The sequence below is a fragment of the Oceanisphaera sediminis genome, assembly GCF_039539745.1.
In the GTDB taxonomy this organism is placed as follows: Bacteria; Pseudomonadota; Gammaproteobacteria; order Enterobacterales; family Aeromonadaceae; genus Oceanimonas; species Oceanimonas sediminis.
The window spans coordinates 1-16063 of record NZ_BAABDS010000023.1 but is presented as its reverse complement, the minus strand read 5'-3'; the positions used below and the strand labels follow the sequence as shown (position 1 = coordinate 16063).

The 16063-nt window shown below is 58.8% G+C and carries 18 protein-coding genes; 3 read left to right on the top strand and 15 right to left on the bottom strand.

All coding sequences use genetic code 11. The features are described from left to right. The first annotated feature begins 26 nt into the window (after positions 1-26). Together ABD827_RS07135 and ABD827_RS07130 are read left to right on the top strand one after the other, a co-directional pair. On the top strand, positions 27-176 hold the full coding sequence (locus ABD827_RS07135; RefSeq protein WP_344963654.1) for a hypothetical protein: 150 nt from the start codon (positions 27-29) through the stop codon (positions 174-176). Continuing rightward, entirely contained in the window at positions 173-640 is a 468-nt protein-coding gene (locus ABD827_RS07130) for a hypothetical protein (RefSeq protein WP_344963652.1), read from the top strand. Before ABD827_RS07135 ends, ABD827_RS07130 begins: the two co-directional genes overlap by 4 nt. Positions 641-750: 110 nt before the next feature. Here ABD827_RS07130 and fis read toward each other — a convergent pair whose 3' ends face one another. From fis to ABD827_RS07055, 15 genes are all read right to left on the bottom strand, one after another. Then, a complete protein-coding gene (gene fis / locus ABD827_RS07125) occupies positions 751-1050 on the bottom strand; it encodes a DNA-binding transcriptional regulator Fis (RefSeq protein ID WP_104486259.1) in 300 nt (99 codons plus the stop codon). 25 nt (positions 1051-1075) lie between these two features. After that, a complete protein-coding gene (gene dusB, locus ABD827_RS07120) occupies positions 1076-2041 on the bottom strand; it encodes a tRNA dihydrouridine synthase DusB (RefSeq protein WP_344963647.1) in 966 nt (321 codons plus the stop codon). A 317-nt stretch (positions 2042-2358) separates the two neighbouring features. Then, on the bottom strand, positions 2359-3234 hold the full coding sequence (prmA, locus tag ABD827_RS07115; protein ID WP_344963645.1) for a 50S ribosomal protein L11 methyltransferase: 876 nt from the start codon (positions 3232-3234) through the stop codon (positions 2359-2361). A gap of 384 nt (positions 3235-3618) precedes the next feature. After that, positions 3619-5073: a sodium/pantothenate symporter gene (gene panF, locus ABD827_RS07110; protein WP_344963643.1), complete on the bottom strand. Its 1455-nt coding sequence runs from the start codon at positions 5071-5073 to the stop codon at positions 3619-3621. Beyond that, positions 5063-5338 carry a YhdT family protein gene (locus ABD827_RS07105; protein WP_344963641.1) on the bottom strand — a complete coding sequence of 92 codons (276 nt, stop codon included), beginning with the start codon at positions 5336-5338 and terminating at the stop codon, positions 5063-5065. Before ABD827_RS07105 ends, panF begins: the two co-directional genes overlap by 11 nt. Before the next feature lie 123 nt (positions 5339-5461). Beyond that, complete coding sequence (locus ABD827_RS07100; RefSeq protein WP_344963640.1) at positions 5462-5827, bottom strand: RidA family protein; 366 nt, start codon at positions 5825-5827, stop codon at positions 5462-5464. A gap of 120 nt (positions 5828-5947) precedes the next feature. Beyond that, the gene (gene accC / locus ABD827_RS07095; RefSeq protein ID WP_298718923.1) at positions 5948-7288 is read right to left on the bottom strand and encodes an acetyl-CoA carboxylase biotin carboxylase subunit; all 1341 of its coding nucleotides are present in this window, start codon (positions 7286-7288) and stop codon (positions 5948-5950) included. A gap of 9 nt (positions 7289-7297) precedes the next feature. Continuing rightward, positions 7298-7759, bottom strand: coding sequence for an acetyl-CoA carboxylase biotin carboxyl carrier protein (gene accB / locus ABD827_RS07090; RefSeq protein ID WP_344963637.1), 462 nt, complete (start codon positions 7757-7759; stop codon positions 7298-7300). A gap of 37 nt (positions 7760-7796) precedes the next feature. Beyond that, on the bottom strand, positions 7797-8246 hold the full coding sequence (gene aroQ / locus ABD827_RS07085; RefSeq protein ID WP_298718926.1) for a type II 3-dehydroquinate dehydratase: 450 nt from the start codon (positions 8244-8246) through the stop codon (positions 7797-7799). Positions 8247-9047: 801 nt separating this feature from the next. Next, entirely contained in the window at positions 9048-10997 is a 1950-nt protein-coding gene (gene acs, locus ABD827_RS07080) for an acetate--CoA ligase (protein WP_344963634.1), read from the bottom strand. Positions 10998-11231: 234 nt separating this feature from the next. After that, positions 11232-11663, bottom strand: a complete 432-nt coding sequence (locus ABD827_RS07075; protein ID WP_344963632.1) for a YqaA family protein — start codon at positions 11661-11663, stop codon at positions 11232-11234. A 5-nt stretch (positions 11664-11668) separates the two neighbouring features. Further along, the gene (locus ABD827_RS07070) at positions 11669-12358 is read right to left on the bottom strand and encodes a gamma-glutamyl-gamma-aminobutyrate hydrolase family protein (protein ID WP_344963630.1); all 690 of its coding nucleotides are present in this window, start codon (positions 12356-12358) and stop codon (positions 11669-11671) included. Continuing rightward, the gene (locus ABD827_RS07065; protein WP_344963628.1) at positions 12346-13314 is read right to left on the bottom strand and encodes an amidoligase family protein; all 969 of its coding nucleotides are present in this window, start codon (positions 13312-13314) and stop codon (positions 12346-12348) included. Before ABD827_RS07065 ends, ABD827_RS07070 begins: the two co-directional genes overlap by 13 nt. 35 nt (positions 13315-13349) lie before the next feature. Then, positions 13350-13703, bottom strand: a complete 354-nt coding sequence (locus ABD827_RS07060) for a DUF2956 family protein (protein ID WP_344963625.1) — start codon at positions 13701-13703, stop codon at positions 13350-13352. A 27-nt stretch (positions 13704-13730) separates the two neighbouring features. After that, a complete protein-coding gene (locus tag ABD827_RS07055) occupies positions 13731-14351 on the bottom strand; it encodes a molecular chaperone TorD family protein (protein ID WP_344963623.1) in 621 nt (206 codons plus the stop codon). 273 nt (positions 14352-14624) lie between these two features. On the opposite strand from ABD827_RS07055, the gene glyA reads away from it, so the two are divergent. Then, complete coding sequence (gene glyA, locus ABD827_RS07050) at positions 14625-15878, top strand: serine hydroxymethyltransferase (protein ID WP_344963621.1); 1254 nt, start codon at positions 14625-14627, stop codon at positions 15876-15878. Positions 15879-16063: the final 185 nt, after the last annotated feature.

The following is a 16063-nucleotide window of genomic DNA, read 5'->3' as shown; positions in this document are numbered from 1 at the left end:
GCTCAGGCACTGAAAGAGGGGCGGATATGAGACCTGATGAACAAGTCGCAGCACTGCCGCGACTGTTGAAAACCACATTATTCGAGCGCAGCGTCAGGCAACCGGCAAAAGTCTCACCGGCGGTGAGACAAACCCACCCCAATACCCTGAATGCGATAGAAGGGGAGCAGGAATGAGCGAAACAAATACAGCCGTAAGCGATAAGCTGGAAGCCGTAAGTGGTGTCGCCGGTAAGTATCAGCCTTATCCTGAATATAAGGATTCTGGAGTGGAGTGGTTGGGGGAGATTCCAGCACATTGGGAAGAACTTCCTCTTAAGTATCTCTCCTCGTGTAACGATGACGTTTTACTCGAGACTACTGACCCTGACTTCGAGTTTGAATATATCGACATTGGCAGCGTCTCTGCTGTAAAGGGTATTGCCAAAACAGAGTCAGTGAAGTTCGGTAAAGCTCCATCAAGGGCAAGGAGAGTGGTTAGGAATGGCGATATTATTGTTTCAATGGCCCGTACATACCTTGAGGCTATAGCCCCTATTACCGAGGCTCATGATGGAATGGTTGCATCCACAGGGTTTGCAGTTATACGTCCGAGTCGACTAGACAGTAGCTTCGCAGTGGTTTTGTACAGATGGTCTTGAAGAGGAGGGGAGAGATTGCGCCGTGCGCTACATGGTGCGCTACATTTACAAAAAAAGCGCTAACCCTTTCAGGTTAACGCCTTTTAATTCAATGCCTTAACTGATAGCTATCAGTTCATGCCGTATTTCTTGAGCTTCTTGCGCAGGGTGCCGCGGTTGATGCCCATCATGTTGGCGGCGCGAGTCTGGTTGCCGCGGGTGTACTGCATGATCACGTCCAGCATCGGGGCTTCGACTTCGGCGAGGACCAACTCATACAACTCGGTTACTTCCTGACCATTGAGCTGGGACAGGTAATTGCGCAGGGCCTGATCGACCGAGTTGCGCAGCGGGCGCTGAGTGGGCTGCTCGGAAGTCGGAGATTTAGTGGTAGTAACCAGTGCATCAGAAGTCGTAGTTTGTTCGAACATATTCAGTCGGCTCTTCTTTTGTTCGTTAAGCTATATTCGCGAAATACTGCTCCAACGAGTCGAGCTGGTGCCCGGCCTCGTCGAGAGCGTTGAAATCACTGCGAAAGTCACGGCCCGCATCACTGCCTTGCAGATACCACCCCACATGTTTTCGGGCAATCCTTACGCCCATTACCTCACCGTAAAACGCATGCAGTGCGGCAACATGTTCCCGAATCATCGCCCGCTCCTGGTCCTTGGGAAGCGGTGCGGGAGTGGTACCCTGTTCAAGGTAGTGGCGGATTTCTCTAAAAATCCACGGCCGCCCCTGTGCAGCCCGGCCAATCATGATGGCGTCGGCGCCGGTATAATCCAGTACAAAACGCGCCTTTTCCGGGCTGTCGATATCCCCGTTGGCGATCACGGGAATAGAGACGGCTTGTTTTACTGCTCTGATGGTGTCGTATTCCGCCTCACCCCTGTACATGCAGGCCCGCGTGCGGCCATGCACGGCCAGTGCCCGGATACCGCTGTCTTCGGCGATACGCGCAATGTGCACGCCGTTGCGGTTGTCCGGATCCCAGCCGGTACGAATTTTCAGGGTGACCGGAACCGTTACTGCATTTACCACGGCGCTGACAATCTCTTGCACCAGCTCCGGGAATTGCAGCAGGGCGGACCCCGCCATCTTCTTGTTTACCTTCTTTGCCGGGCAGCCCATGTTGATGTCGATAATCTGCGCGCCCTGGTCCACATTGAACCGGGCCGCCTCGGCCATCAACGCCGGATCTGCCCCTGCAATCTGGACGGATCGGATACCCGTTTCTCCTTCATGATCCATACGCCGAAGGGACTTTTCGGACTGCCACACCCTGGGGTTGGACGACATCATTTCCGACACCGCCATTCCGGCTCCCATGCGCAGGCACAAGGTACGGAAGGGTCTGTCGGTTACACCGGCCATCGGTGCCACCAGCAGGGGGGTAGACAATTTGTAAGGACCAATTTCCATGAGAATACGGCTATCTCGGCTCAGGGTCGCGTATCTTACGCATTTTTTGAGGGGCTGAAAAGGTCACAAATTGAGCGGCGCATAATTTTTTATAAGTCAAGATGCTGGTGCATTTTTTATGCAGTTTCAGGGCACTTCAAGCGGCGGTAATGGCGTTGTTTGTACCGGCCTGCTCTGGTATGGCGTTCGCTCTATGGATGATTTTCAGCGGGTTTATCCGGGTATCGGCCAAATGTTCCCATTTGGTTCCACAACGCCGAGGTTTGTACAGCCATGAAAAAGGCTCCCGCAGGAGCCTTTTCGATTTGCATGGGGGCTTATTGCTTTACGCCGCCGAGTCGGGCCCAGTCTTCGCGCAGCTCGGGGTTGTCCATGTTGAACCACTGAGCGTACACCTGGTTCAGACCTTCGGCCTGGCTTTCCAGAATGCCGGACAGCGCCAGCTTGCCGCCGGGCTTGACCAGGCTGCTGATCAACGGCGACAGCTCCTTGAGCGGGCCGGCCAGTATGTTGGCGACCACGATATCGGCCTTGAGCCCCTCGGGCTGATCCTGCGGCAGATAAACACTCAGCCGATCGGCCACGCCGTTACGCTCGGCGTTGTCGTGGCTGGCCTGCAGCGCCTGAGGATCGATGTCGATGCCGATCACTTCCTTGGCGCCCAGCTTGAGCGCCGCCAGCGCCAGAATGCCGGAGCCGCAGCCGAAGTCGATCACGGTTTTATCGTTCAGATCCTGGCCGTCGAGCCACTCCAGACACAGCGCCGTGGTGGGGTGGGTGCCGGTGCCGAAGGCCAGGCCCGGATCCAGCATCACGTTGACCGCGGTGGGGTCCGGCACGTCACGCCAGCTGGGGCAGATCCACAGCCGCTTACCGAAGCGCATGGGGTGAAAACTGTCCATCCACTCGCGCACCCAGTCCTTGTCTTCCAGCTGTTCGACCTTGCAGACCAGATCCTTGCGATAGAATTTCTTCAGAAACTCGATGATGGGCGCCGGATCGGTTTCGGCATCAAACAGGCCTACCACGACGGTGTCGTCCCACAGCAGGGTTTCGCCGGGCAGAGGTTCGAATACCGGCTTGTCTTCGGCATCCATGTAGGTCACCGACAAAGCACCGCGACCCAGCAGCATGTTGCTGACCTTGTCGGCGGTTTTTTCGGTAGCGTTAATGCGAATTTGTATCCAGGGCATGGCGAGGCTTCATCAAACGGTAAAGGGAGGATTCTAACATCGCAGCGCTTCGGTGTCCTGTTGGCGGGCAGCGGTATACAAAGCGGTTAGCTATAGGCCAGTCCCCAGAGGCAACACAGGCGCCTCCCTCGACACGCCATGAACCCATCCATGGGGGCTCGGAAATGCCATCCTTGGCATTTCACGGTCGTGGGAGCCGTTCTCTGTTGCCTCTTCTTGAACACCGAGTTGCCCGAAGGAGGTGCCATCAGATGACTCTGCTTCATCAGGGAGGACAAAGGGATCTGCTCAGCCGACCATCCGCGCCATGGATGGCGCGGCTGAGCCCCCAAGGATGGGTTTACGGCGAGTCGGCGGAGCGGGCCCTTTGTTCGACTTTATCAGTCAATCGCGACCGAACAGCCGGCGTACCTCGGCAGTGGGCGGCGCGGTCAACAGCGAACCAAGCACATAAGCCAGGCCCGACAGGGTCAGGCTGGGCACGATGGCGTGCAGACCCACCAGCTTGATGCCAAAGCTGGTCAGCAGGCCGTAGCAGAGGGCACCGGTCACCATGGAGGCCAGGGCGCCGGTGGCGTTGCCGCGCCACCAGTACAGGCCCAGCACCAACGGCCAGAAAAAGATGGCCTGCAGGGCGCCAAAGGCCAGCAGGTTGAGCCAGATAATCATGTCCGGCGGGCTCAGCGCCGCCCACAGCACGACCAATCCCAGTACCAGGGTTACCAGTCGGCTGGCGCGCTTGATGGCGGTGGGCGAGGGCGGGGTGCGGCTCAGGTAGTTGAGGTACAAATCCTTCACCAGGGTGGCGGAGGCCTGAATCAACTGGGAGTCGATGGTCGACATGATGGCGGCCATGGGCCCGGCCAGAAACAGCCCGGCGACGATGGGCGGCAGCACCGTCAGCATCAGGGTCGGCATCACCTTGTCGGGCACCGTCAGCTCGGGTACCAGCACCCGGCCCAATGCACCCGCAAAGTGCATGCCGAACATCAGCAGGGCACCGACCAGGGTACCGATGATAATGCCCTTGTGCATGGCGCCACTGTCCTTGTAGGCCAGACAGCGGATGGCCGAATGGGGCAGGCCGATGACCCCGAAGCACACCAGTACCCAGAACGACAGCATGAAACTGGTGCCGAGAAAGCCGTCCGGACCGCGCGGCTCGACCAGGCCGGGATCGATCTCGGCCAGGGCGCCGAACATGGCACCGGCACCGCCGCCGGCATGCAGCACGCCGGCCAGCAGCACCAGGGTGCCCAGCAGCATCAGCACGCCCTGCACCGCATCGGTGATCACCACGGCTCTGAAGCCGCCAATCAGGGTGTAAAGCAGTACCGTGGTGGCGAAGATGACAAGGCCGCCCTGATAAGGCAGGCCGGTCACGGTTTCCAGCAGGCGGGCGCCACCGATAAACTGCACCACCATGGTAGCGACAAAGGCGGCCAGCAGGCCCAATGCCGCCAGTATCACCACCAGGGAGCTGCGATAGCGGGCATACAGCATGTCGTTGATGGTGAGCGCATTGACCCGGCGGGCAATATGGGCGAACTGCTTGCCCAATACGCCCAGGGTCAGCCAGACGGTGGGCACCTGTATCATCGCCAGCAGCACCCAGCCCAGCCCCATGCGGTAGGCGGCACCGGGGCCGCCGATAAAGGAAGAGGCCGAGGCATAGGTGGCCACCATAGTCATGGCCAGCACAAAGCCGCCCATGGAGCGGTTACCGAGAAAATAGTCCTGCACAAAGCTGCCCTGTTGCGGGCGGCGGCTCAGCCAGAAGCCGAGCCCGAGCATGGCGCACAGATAAATCACCAGCGGGATCAACAACTCAAGATTCATGGCTGCTCTCCGGGACCTGCTGGTTACCTTGTTCGGGGCCGTCCAGCGCCACGGTTTTGAAGCTGTAACGCACCATCAGCACGCAAAGCACGACAAACAGCACGGGATTGAACAGACAGCTCAACACAAACCACAGCGGCCAGCCGGCCAGCATGAACGAGGGAGGTACCGCGTAGGCGCTCAGCCACCAGCCACCCATATAGAACACCGCCAGCGCCACGCTCAAGGCGGCTTCCCGACGAGCGATGGAGACAATATTGGTCATCTTTGATTTCTCAGAAGAAGGGGGCCGGAGAATACCAGCGCGGGCTTGCCGGAATCAATGCGCACAGCCCGGTCTTGGGCGGCGGCAGGGAGGATACGTGATCCCTGCCGCCGAATGGCTGTGTCAGTTGCCGAAGTCGTCACCGGCGGCGGCCACAAAGGCCAGTTCGACCAGGTAGCGGGGGTTGGCCAGCTCGGCCTTGACGCAGGCGCGACTGGGCGCGGTGTCGGGTTCAAACCAGGCGTCCCATACCGCATTGAAAGCGGGCAGGTCGGCGAAGTCGGTGAGATAAATGGTCACCGACAGCAGGCGCGTCTTGTCGCTGCCTATCTTGGCCAGGGCCTGCTCGGCCTGGGCGAAGATCTGGGCGGCCTGACCCTGAACGTCGGCATCGAGATCGGCCTCGGGCACCTCGACAAAATGGGCGATGCCGTTGAACACGGTAATGTCGGACCAGCGTTGGCAGGGGTTGATGCGATGGATTGTCATGGGGTTTCTCTTCAGGTGGGCTTTGAGCCGTTATTCTAACGGCAAACAGGAGCGAGAGAAAAATGCAGTTACCACAAACAAAAACGGCGCCCGAAGGCGCCGTGTTAAAGCAGCGGTGTCTTACAGACCCAGCTTCTTCTCGAGGTAATGAATATTGGTGCCGCCATTGCGGAAATTTTCATCACTCATGATTTCTTTATGCAGCGGTATGTTGGTCTTGATGCCGTCAATGACCAGCTCGTTCAGGGCGTGCGTCATGCGGGCGATCGCGATATCGCGGTTTTCGCCGTAGCAGATCAGCTTGCCGATCATGGAGTCGTAGTAAGGCGGAACCTTGTAACCGGCATAAATGTGCGAATCCCAGCGAACGCCCAGACCACCCGGAGAATGGAAGCGGGTAATTTCGCCCGGGCTGGGGATAAAGCTCTTCGGATCTTCGGCGTTGATCCGGCACTCGATGGCATGGCCACGTACAATGACCTGCTCCTGAGTGATGGACAACGGCTGACCGGCGGCAACGCGCAGCTGCTCCTTGATCAAATCCACGCCGGTGATCATCTCGGTCACCGGATGCTCTACCTGAATACGGGTGTTCATTTCGATGAAATAGAACTCGCCGTTTTCATAGAGAAACTCGAAGGTACCGGCACCGCGGTAGCCGATATCGACACAGGCCTTGCAGCAACGATCGCCGATGAACTTGCGCATTTCGTTAGTAATGCCCGGAGCCGGCGCTTCTTCCACCACCTTCTGGTGGCGACGCTGCATGGAGCAGTCCCGCTCGGCCAGATGAATGGCGTTGCCCTGACCGTCGGCCAGAATCTGGATTTCGATGTGGCGCGGGTTTTCCAGGAATTTCTCCATGTACACCATGTCGTTGCCGAAAACGGAACCGGCTTCGGCCTTGGTCATGACGATGGATTTTTCCAGCTCGCTTTCGTTACGCACCACGCGCATGCCGCGACCACCGCCGCCGCCGGCGGCCTTGATGATCACCGGATAACCGATGCGCTTGGCAATGGCGGCGTTTTTCTTGGCATCGTCACCAATGGGGCCGTCGGAACCGGGGACGCAGGGCACGCCGGCTTTTTTCATCGCCGAAATGGCGCTGACCTTGTCACCCATCAGGCGAATGGTGTCACCACGCGGGCCGATGAAGACGAAGCCGGACTTCTCGACCTGGTCGGCAAAGTCGGCATTCTCGGCCAAAAAGCCGTAACCCGGGTGAATGGCCACCGCATCGGTCACTTCGGCCGCGGCGATGATGGAGGGAATGTTCAGGTATGACTGATGGGACTGGTTGCCACCAATACAGATGGACTCGTCTGCCAGCAGTACATGCTTGAGCTCACGGTCGGCGGTGGAGTGCACCGCAACCGTTTTGATCCCGAGCTCTTTACAGGCGCGCAGGATCCGCAGGGCAATTTCACCGCGGTTGGCGATGACTACTTTATCCAGCATGGGAATTCCTTATTCGATGATGAACAGCGGCTCGTCGAACTCGACCGGCTGGCCGTTGTCGATCAGAATGGCCTTGATCACGCCGGATTTGTCGGCTTCGATCTGGTTCATCATCTTCATGGCTTCAACGATGCACAGGGTATCACCGGCGTTCACGGTCTGGCCGACTTCGGCAAAGTTCTTGGCACCGGGGCTGGAGGCACGGTAGAAGGTACCGACCATGGGGGAGCGCATCACATGACCACTAACGGCCGGCGCGGCGGCTTCTGCAGCAGCCGGAGCCGGTGCAGCGGGGGCCGCTGCAACCGGTGCCGGAGCGGCTTGAATCTGCTGGTACTGGGGCTGTACGGCCTGGCCGGGGTTACCGTAACGGCTGATGCGAACGGACTCTTCACCTTCGGAAATTTCCAGCTCGGCGATGCCTGATTCTTCTACCAGTTCGATCAGTTTTTTGATTTTACGAATATCCATGAGCGTTCTCTTGTTATGTTAGTACTGTGCTGAGGGGTTAACGACGGGCCAGATGGCGTGCCGCCGCTTCCAGGGCAAATTCGTAACCATCGGCGCCGAAACCACAGATCACGCCGGTCGCCTTGTCGGCCAGGTAGGAATGATGGCGGAAAGGCTCGCGGGCGTGCACATTGGACAGATGCACCTCGATAAAGGGGATATTCACCCCCAGCAGGGCATCTCGAATGGCCACGCTGGTGTGCGTGAAGGCGGCAGGATTGATAATGATGAAATCCTGCTTGCCATAAGCCTGGTGGATGGCGTCGATCAGTTGATGCTCTGCATTTGATTGCAGGTGGCTGAGTTCGATATTGCGCTCGGCTGCCTGTTCGGTCAGGCGGGCGACAATGTCGTTCAGGCTGTTCTGACCATAGATGCCGGGTTCGCGCTGACCCAACAAATTTAGATTGGGGCCATTCAGCAACAGAATTCGGAACTTATCGGTCATTGTGCAGCAATCCTCGGCAATCTTGCGGTGTTCACATCGAGCAACAGGGAGCCTAGCCGTTTTTACCCATTTCTGGCAAATAAAATCGTACGGCTCGACCCAGACCGGTCAATTATAGTGATTTCGTGAAAATTGGCAGCAATTTACTGGTCTAATCACTGATTGCAGGTTAAATCCCGGTAACAGGCGGTGTATTTCAACACCGGAGGCGGTCGGGAGCCGGTTGCCAAGGCGTCGGGCAGTCTGTTTCAACCTCGGGTGCGACGGCTTCGGTCCTTAACATGTCATTGCATTACTATGGCCGCGCGCGGCCAGTTACCCCGTTTAGTGCCCCTGTTGTCATTCCCGAGAAGAAGAAAGTCCATTATACCAATCTGGAAAACTAACTGATCAACTTGGCTTCACGGTAAAGGTCGAACGAAGGGTCCACTCCACCGACACGCTGAACCGCATCCCTGCGACGCTCAGCACATGACGTCCTGTCATGTGATGGTCGCTGGAGTAGAACCCTTCATCCTTCCTAATGCTGCGGAGTCGCCTGTGGATCGACCTGCAGACAACTCGGTGCCAAGAAGAGGCAACAGAGAGCGGCTCCCGAGACCGTGAAATGCCAGGATGGCATTTCCGAGCCCCCATGGATGGGTTTATGGCGTGTCGTGGGAGGTGACTCTGTTTCCTCTCGTCTCCAGCTTTAAAATAGATCATATTTTTATTTAGATTGGTATTAGCCCGGCTTGGCCCGGGCGTTGTCCTCAAATAGAAACGCCGCCCGAAGGCGGCGTTTAATCAAGGCAGTCCGGATCAGGCGACGCGGCTGCGCTCTTCGATCAGACGGTCAACCACCGCCGGATCCGCCAGGGTCGAGGTATCGCCCAGGGTGCCGGTGTCGCCGGTGGCAATCTTGCGCAGTATGCGGCGCATGATCTTGCCGGAACGGGTCTTGGGCAGGCCTTCGGCCCAGTGGATGATGTCCGGAGTGGCGATGGGACCGATTTCCTTGCGCACCCAGTCCTTCACCTCTTTGTGCAGTTCGGCGGTCGGCACTTCACCGTTGTTGAGGGTGACATAGGCATAGATGCCCTGGCCCTTGATGTCGTGCGGTACACCGACCACCGCCGCCTCGGCGATTTTCGGGTGCGCCACCAGTGCCGACTCGATTTCGGCGGTGCCCATGCGATGGCCGGATACGTTAAGCACATCGTCCACCCGTCCGGTGATCCAGTAATAGCCGTCTTCGTCACGACGGGCGCCGTCACCACTGAAGTAGGTACCGGGGAAGGTGGAGAAATAGGTCTGCTCGAAACGGTCGTGATCACCGAAGATGGTGCGCATCTGGCCGGGCCAGGAGTCGAGGATGACCAGGTTGCCGTCGGTGGCGCCACTCAGCACATTGCCTTCGCCGTCCACCAGCGCCGGCTGCACGCCGAAGAAGGGGCGAGTGGCCGAGCCGGGTTTGAGGTCGGTGGCGCCGGGCAGCGGGGTGATCAAAATGCCGCCGGTCTCGGTCTGCCACCAGGTATCGACGATGGGGCAGCGCTCGTCACCAATGACCCGGTAATACCATTCCCAGGCTTCCGGATTGATGGGCTCGCCCACCGAGCCCAGCACGCGCAGGCTGGCGCGGCTGGTGCCTTCCACCGCCTCGTCACCCTTGGCCATGAAGGCACGAATGGCGGTCGGTGCCGTGTACAGAATGTTGACCTGATGCTTGTCCACAATCTGGGCCATGCGGTTGGTCTTGGGATAGTTGGGGATCCCTTCAAACATCAGGGTGGTGGCGCCGTTGGACAGCGGGCCGTAAAGCAGATAGCTGTGACCGGTGATCCAGCCTACGTCGGCGGTACACCAGTAAACATCACCCTCGTGGTAGTCGAAGATGTATTTGAAGGTCATGGTCGCATACACCAGGTAACCGCCGGTGGTGTGCAATACGCCCTTGGGGGTGCCGGTAGAGCCGGAGGTGTAGAGAATGAACAGCGGATCTTCGGCGTTCATTTCGGTGGGCGGGCAGTCGGCGCTGACCGTGGCCGTGGCTTCGTGCCACCAGATATCACGGTTTTCAAACCAGGCCACATCGCCACCGGTGCGACGATAGACGATAACCTTGCAGTCTTCGCTGACACCGGGTTTGGCCAGGGCGGCGTCTACGTTGGCCTTGAGCGCCACCTTGCGGCCGCCACGCAGACCTTCGTCGGCGGTGATCACCACTTTGGCATCGGAGTCGATGATGCGGCTGGCCAGGGCGTCGGGTGAAAAACCACCGAATACCACCGAATGCACGGCACCAATGCGGGCACAGGCCAGCATGGCCACGGCGGCTTCCACCACCATCGGCATATAGAGGCTGACCACGTCGCCTTTTTTCACGCCCTGGGCTTTCAGTACGTTGGCAAAGCGGCATACCTGCTCGTGCAGCTCACGGTAGGTGACTTTCTTGTCGTCATCCGGGCTGTCGCCTTCCCAGATGATGGCGACCTCGTCCGCCTTGGTAGCCAGATGACGATCGATACAGTTGGCGGACAGGTTAAGAGTACCGTCTTCAAACCACTTGATACTGATGTGGCCGGGATCGTAAGAGGTGTTCTTGACCTTGGTATAGGGTTTGATCCAGTCGACGCGCTTGCCCTGCTCACCCCAGAATTTATCCGGGGACTCGATGGATTCCTGATACATGCGTTGATAACCCGCATCGTCGATCAAGGCATTCTGGGCAAATTGTGCCGTGACTGGATGAACCTTTACTTCACTCATTATTCCGCTCCTTGGTGTAATCATCTTGGTGTAATACCAATCACCCCTGGTGTGATACTCGGTAACTCACGGGGCATAACCAATAACCATTGTGTAACAAGGTGACGCAGATGGTCGCCATGCTCAATTAGACTTTCGGCTAGCAGTATGACTATTACTAGCATAATTTGCCGGGGATGTTACCGGTTTGTATCGCAATATCATCGCGAATGGCGAGGTTTGTCCCTGTCCTGGTTACAGTAAAAATTGTTCGGCAAAGTAGATGACGATCAGGTAACGCACCGACTTGCCGATAAAAACCAGCAGGGTGAACGGCAGCAGCCGCACTTTCATGATGCCGGCGATAAATGTCAGTGCATCGCCGCCCACCGGTGCCCAGGCCAGCAGCAGCGACCAGACGCCGAAACGTTGAAACCAGCGTTGGGCCCGCTCCAGCTGTTTGTCCTTGACGGGAAACCAGCGTTTGTGTCGGTAATGCAGCAGATTGATGCCCAGCCACCAGTTCACCACCGACCCCAGGGTGTTGCCCACGCTGGCCAGAGCCCACAGCAGCACGGCGGCATCGGGCTGGCGGGTCAGCACCGCCGCCAGCACCACCTCGGAATAAAAGGGCGCTATGGTGGCGGCAAGCAGGCTGCTGACAAAGACAATCAGGTAATCAAGCATGGCAATCAATCATAGAGTCGCTCGGGACGAGCGACACGGGCCAGCCCGACCAGGGTGCGAAAGATGGCTCTTTGATGACCGAGGTAGGACAGGTATTCCGGATGCCACTGCACCCCCAGCATATAGTGCTCGCCCTGGTGTTCGATGGCTTGTACGAAGCCGTCCAGATCCCGCGCCGCCACCGCCATCCCTTCGCCCAGCCGGTCTACCGCCTGATGATGCAGGCTGTTGATGCGCCAGCGTTTTTGGCGAATGATGTCATGCAGCCGGCCCTGACCACAGCCGATGGCGGTTTTGCGCGGCAAGGGGGTACGGCGGTTGGAGGTACGGCGGCGCAGCGGCCGTATATCCGAGTGCAGGGAGCCGCCCAGCACCACGTTGATCAGCTGGGCGCCGCGGCAGATGCCGAGCAGCGGCAATTGCGTGTCCAGCGCATGCTGGATCAGCTCGATTTCAAAGGCGTCCCGCTTCGGGTCGGCCGGTGCCTTGCCGGTATCTTCGCCATAGAGGGCGGCATCGATATCGTCGCCGCCGCCGATGATCAGCCCCTGCAGCTTGTCCCGCTTGTGGGGCCGAAAGGTGGACGGCGTCAGTCGCAATGCCCGGCCGCCGGCCAGACGAATGGCCAACCGGGTGGCCCACCAGGCCCAGGGCAGCCGGCTGTCGGGGCCGGTCACGCCAATCAGCGGAGCCATGGTGTCACCTTGTTTGCCCAGGGATCGAGAAAGTCGGGCGTCAGGCTGTCCAGGTGGGCGGCATAATGCCGGCACACCTGTTCCAGCCGACGTTCGTCGTTGGCCAGCATTTCCACCTGCAGCCAGCCGGACCAGGCGTGCGTGAGCGACCAGTGCGGATTGTCGATATCGGAGTTGGGCAGGCGGTAGTGCAGGGTCGGCCGCTTGTTGACCTTGTCGTCCTGCACCGCCTGTTGCACCAGGGCTTCGTCGTGCCAGGCCAGTATCGGCAGCAAGTCCAGCGAGCGATTGCGACTGGGGTTGGCGGCGAGATAGTCTTCACTGAATTGTGGTAGGTCAGGCCAGTAGTCGAGGTCGATCACCTTGCGGCTGTAATCGTTGGTAAAACCGCGGATATAGGGCGACAGCTTGCGGGCGGCGACTATGTCTTCGCGCTGCGCCAGCCAGTCATGCAGGCAGAGATAAGCCTTGAAATAACGCAGCAGGGTGTTGGCGTCGGTATCGGGTAACTCGGGATTCAGGTGCAGGCCAAAGGCATAGTGCAGGGCGTGGCGGGTGCCCTTGGCGCCGTTGGTGCGCAGCCGTTCAAACAGCGGCGTTAATTGCTCGAGTCGGGACAGTGGCAGTGGTGGGCTGACCAGCTCCAGCGGCACCAGCTGAAACGCCAGCGTGCCCAGTAGTTCGGTGGCCGCCTGCTCCAGCTCACCCGGCGGCTGCTTGAGCTGAACCCGGGCCAGCCGCTTGAGGTAATCGAAGTCCAGCTCGGCGCGAAAGGTGCCGAGCGGGGTATCTATTTCAATTTCGTATTCAGACTGTTGGCGCAGCTGGCCATTCAATTGTTCGGCCACCAGGGCGGCCAGCCGGGGCAGGGGCAGTCCGTTGAGTTCCAGCTCCACGCCGAGACGCCGTTCCTGGCCAGAGGCCGTGTGTCTGTGTTCGGGTAAGCGGTAGGTCATGGGTAAGCTCCTGTCGGTTAAACTACCTCTTTATGTCAGCTCGGCTGTTGCCGCCACCAGTAAAGTGCAAAACCGGCCCAGCTCAGGGCCAGCAGCAACCAGGGCAGCCAGGCCGAGACAGGAGACGCGGGTACCGGTTCCTGCTCTATGGTGTCGTCGTGGTCATGGGACTCTTGCTGGCGAAGCTGCTGCTTTCTGGCCTTGTCGGCGGCGCGAGCGCGGGCCTTGTGTTGCTTCTTGTATTCTTCAATGCCTTTTTGAATGCCCTGGGTGATCAGCCGGGTCTGCTCCTTGGTCTGCCCCGGCCGCTGCGTTGCCCTGGCGATGCGTTCGGCCTCTTCCTGGGTCTGGGGCGAGGGGGCGGTTTTCCGGTTTTTGCTGTAAGCCATTATTGGGCCACCATTACTGCGCCACCGTTATTGTGCGACATTGTTGAGATAATGAATATCCATGCTGAACATGGCAAGCAGCAGGCTGGCGGCGGCGGCGTAGAAGCCGAATGAGTCCCGCTGCCGGCAGGTGCCGGCGAAGGGCGGCAGCCAGTCGATCAGCAGCTGATTGGCCAGTTCCCGTTGTTGATCCAGCAGGGCGAGGCGGTCGCTTTCGTTGTTGGCGTCGGCACCGGCAATGGCGAGCGTGGCCATCATTTCCAGCTGGTTGCAGGCGTTGAGCGGGTCGTCGTCCTCCAGTCGGGTACCGTGCTGATGCAGCAGTATGCTCATCAGCATCATGGCCTCGTCTTCCGGCTGGGCCAACGAGGCGGTATCGAGCAGCGAGTCCTCGGCAAACAGCTTTTGGTAGTGTTCACTCAGTTCGACTTGGGGCTCGGTCAGCTGCAACACCCGGCCGGCCTGCCGGCGAAAGGTTTCGGCGGCATCACGCAGCGGGTCCAGCGTGGCCAGGCTGTCGAGAAAGGCATGCATGTCATAACCCCCGAACTCGCGGATTTCCTCGTCGACCAGCGGGGCCGCAAACAGGGCGGTAAACCAGTGATAAAGCTCTGCTCTACGGTGCGAGGTCACCATGAAATCTTGCATATTTTCCTCAACGACAGGGTGGGGGCCGGTCGGCTTTGCAGCCTTGGTTCCGGCTAAAAACCTCTATTCTATCGGGTTTAACAGCCAGATCTACCCTGGTTGGCGGTGAATCGATGGGGATTAAAGTGTTGCTTAATCTTAAACTTTTTGTAAAATTTTCAACTTAAAGATAAATAAATGTTGTTAACTGAGGTATCGGGACTAGGCCGGACCCGGCCTAAAGGGTAAACTCGGGACTTCAGTGAACACCCCCATGTGAGTCAGGAGAGACGGATGTTAAAGCGTGACATGAATATCGCCGATTATGATCCTCAGCTGTGGCAGGCCATCTGTGATGAAACCCAGCGTCAGGAAGAGCATATCGAGCTGATTGCTTCCGAGAACTACACCAGCCCGCGCGTCATGCAGGCTCAGGGTTCCCAGCTGACCAACAAATATGCCGAAGGCTATCCGGGCAAGCGTTTCTACGGTGGCTGTGAATATGTCGACATCGCCGAAGAACTGGCCATCGAGCGTGCCAAGCAGCTGTTTGGCGCCACCTATGCCAACGTGCAGCCGCACTCCGGCTCTCAGGCCAACAACGCCGTGTTCATGGCGCTGGTCAAGCCCGGCGATACCGTCATGGGCATGAACCTGGCGCACGGTGGCCACCTGACTCACGGCTCTCCGGCCAACTTCTCCGGCAAGATGTACAACATAGTGCCTTACGGCATCAACGAAGCCGGCACGATCGATTACGAAGAAATGGAGCGTCTGGCGGTCGAGCACAAGCCGAAGATGATCATCGGTGGTTTCTCTGCCTTCTCCGGCATCGTCGATTGGGCGCGCATGCGTGAAATCGCCGACAAGGTCGGTGCCTGGTTCCTGGTGGACATGGCCCACGTCGCCGGTCTGATTGCCGCCGGTCACTACCCAAGCCCCATCGCTCACGCCCACGTGGTCACCACCACGACCCACAAGACCCTGGCCGGTCCTCGTGGCGGTCTGGTGCTGTCTGCCGCCAACAATGAAGAGCTGGAGAAGAAACTGAACTCCGCTGTCTTCCCCGGTGGTCAGGGTGGCCCCTTGATGCATGTTATCGCCGCCAAGGCCGTGGCCTTCAAGGAAGCGATGGAGCCCGAGTTCCAGGAATATCAGGGTCGTGTGCTGAAGAACGCCCAGGCCATGGCCGATGCGTTTCAGCAGCGTGGCTACAAGGTGGTTTCCGGCGGTACCTACAACCATCTGTTCCTGCTCGACCTGATCGACAAGGGCATCACCGGTAAGGAAGCCGACGCCGCCCTGGGCCGCGCCTTCATCACCGTGAACAAGAACGCCGTGCCCAACGACCCGCGCTCTCCGTTCGTGACCTCCGGTATTCGTATCGGTACCCCGGCGGTAACCCGTCGTGGTTTCAACGAAGCCGATGTACGCGAACTGGCCGGCTGGATCTGTGATGTGCTGGACAACATCAACGACGAAGCCACCATCGCCCGCGTAAAAGAGCAGGTGCTGGACATCTGCCGTCGTCACCCGGTTTATGCTTAAGAGCTAGGGACTAGGGACTAGGGACTAGGGACTAGGGATCGGGGACTGGTGTTCCCGGTCCCTTTTTTCATCCCCAATCCCCAACCCCCAACCCCCAACCCCCAACCCCCAACCCCCAACCCCCAACCCCCAACCCCCAATCCCCAATCCCCAATCCCCATTCCCCATTCCCCAATCCCCAATCC

Coding starts and splice junctions, on each gene's coding strand:
- ABD827_RS07135 (WP_344963654.1), top strand. CDS start 27: ATGAGACCTGATGAACAAGTCGCAGCACTGCCGCGACTGTTGAAAACC.
- ABD827_RS07130 (WP_344963652.1), top strand. CDS start 173: ATGAGCGAAACAAATACAGCCGTAAGCGATAAGCTGGAAGCCGTAAGT.
- fis (WP_104486259.1), bottom strand. CDS start 1,050: ATGTTCGAACAAACTACGACTTCTGATGCACTGGTTACTACCACTAAA.
- dusB (WP_344963647.1), bottom strand. CDS start 2,041: ATGGAAATTGGTCCTTACAAATTGTCTACCCCCCTGCTGGTGGCACCG.
- prmA (WP_344963645.1), bottom strand. CDS start 3,234: ATGCCCTGGATACAAATTCGCATTAACGCTACCGAAAAAACCGCCGAC.
- panF (WP_344963643.1), bottom strand. CDS start 5,073: ATGAATCTTGAGTTGTTGATCCCGCTGGTGATTTATCTGTGCGCCATG.
- ABD827_RS07105 (WP_344963641.1), bottom strand. CDS start 5,338: ATGACCAATATTGTCTCCATCGCTCGTCGGGAAGCCGCCTTGAGCGTG.
- ABD827_RS07100 (WP_344963640.1), bottom strand. CDS start 5,827: ATGACAATCCATCGCATCAACCCCTGCCAACGCTGGTCCGACATTACC.
- accC (WP_298718923.1), bottom strand. CDS start 7,288: ATGCTGGATAAAGTAGTCATCGCCAACCGCGGTGAAATTGCCCTGCGG.
- accB (WP_344963637.1), bottom strand. CDS start 7,759: ATGGATATTCGTAAAATCAAAAAACTGATCGAACTGGTAGAAGAATCA.
- aroQ (WP_298718926.1), bottom strand. CDS start 8,246: ATGACCGATAAGTTCCGAATTCTGTTGCTGAATGGCCCCAATCTAAAT.
- acs (WP_344963634.1), bottom strand. CDS start 10,997: ATGAGTGAAGTAAAGGTTCATCCAGTCACGGCACAATTTGCCCAGAAT.
- ABD827_RS07075 (WP_344963632.1), bottom strand. CDS start 11,663: ATGCTTGATTACCTGATTGTCTTTGTCAGCAGCCTGCTTGCCGCCACC.
- ABD827_RS07070 (WP_344963630.1), bottom strand. CDS start 12,358: ATGGCTCCGCTGATTGGCGTGACCGGCCCCGACAGCCGGCTGCCCTGG.
- ABD827_RS07065 (WP_344963628.1), bottom strand. CDS start 13,314: ATGACCTACCGCTTACCCGAACACAGACACACGGCCTCTGGCCAGGAA.
- ABD827_RS07060 (WP_344963625.1), bottom strand. CDS start 13,703: ATGGCTTACAGCAAAAACCGGAAAACCGCCCCCTCGCCCCAGACCCAG.
- ABD827_RS07055 (WP_344963623.1), bottom strand. CDS start 14,351: ATGCAAGATTTCATGGTGACCTCGCACCGTAGAGCAGAGCTTTATCAC.
- glyA (WP_344963621.1), top strand. CDS start 14,625: ATGTTAAAGCGTGACATGAATATCGCCGATTATGATCCTCAGCTGTGG.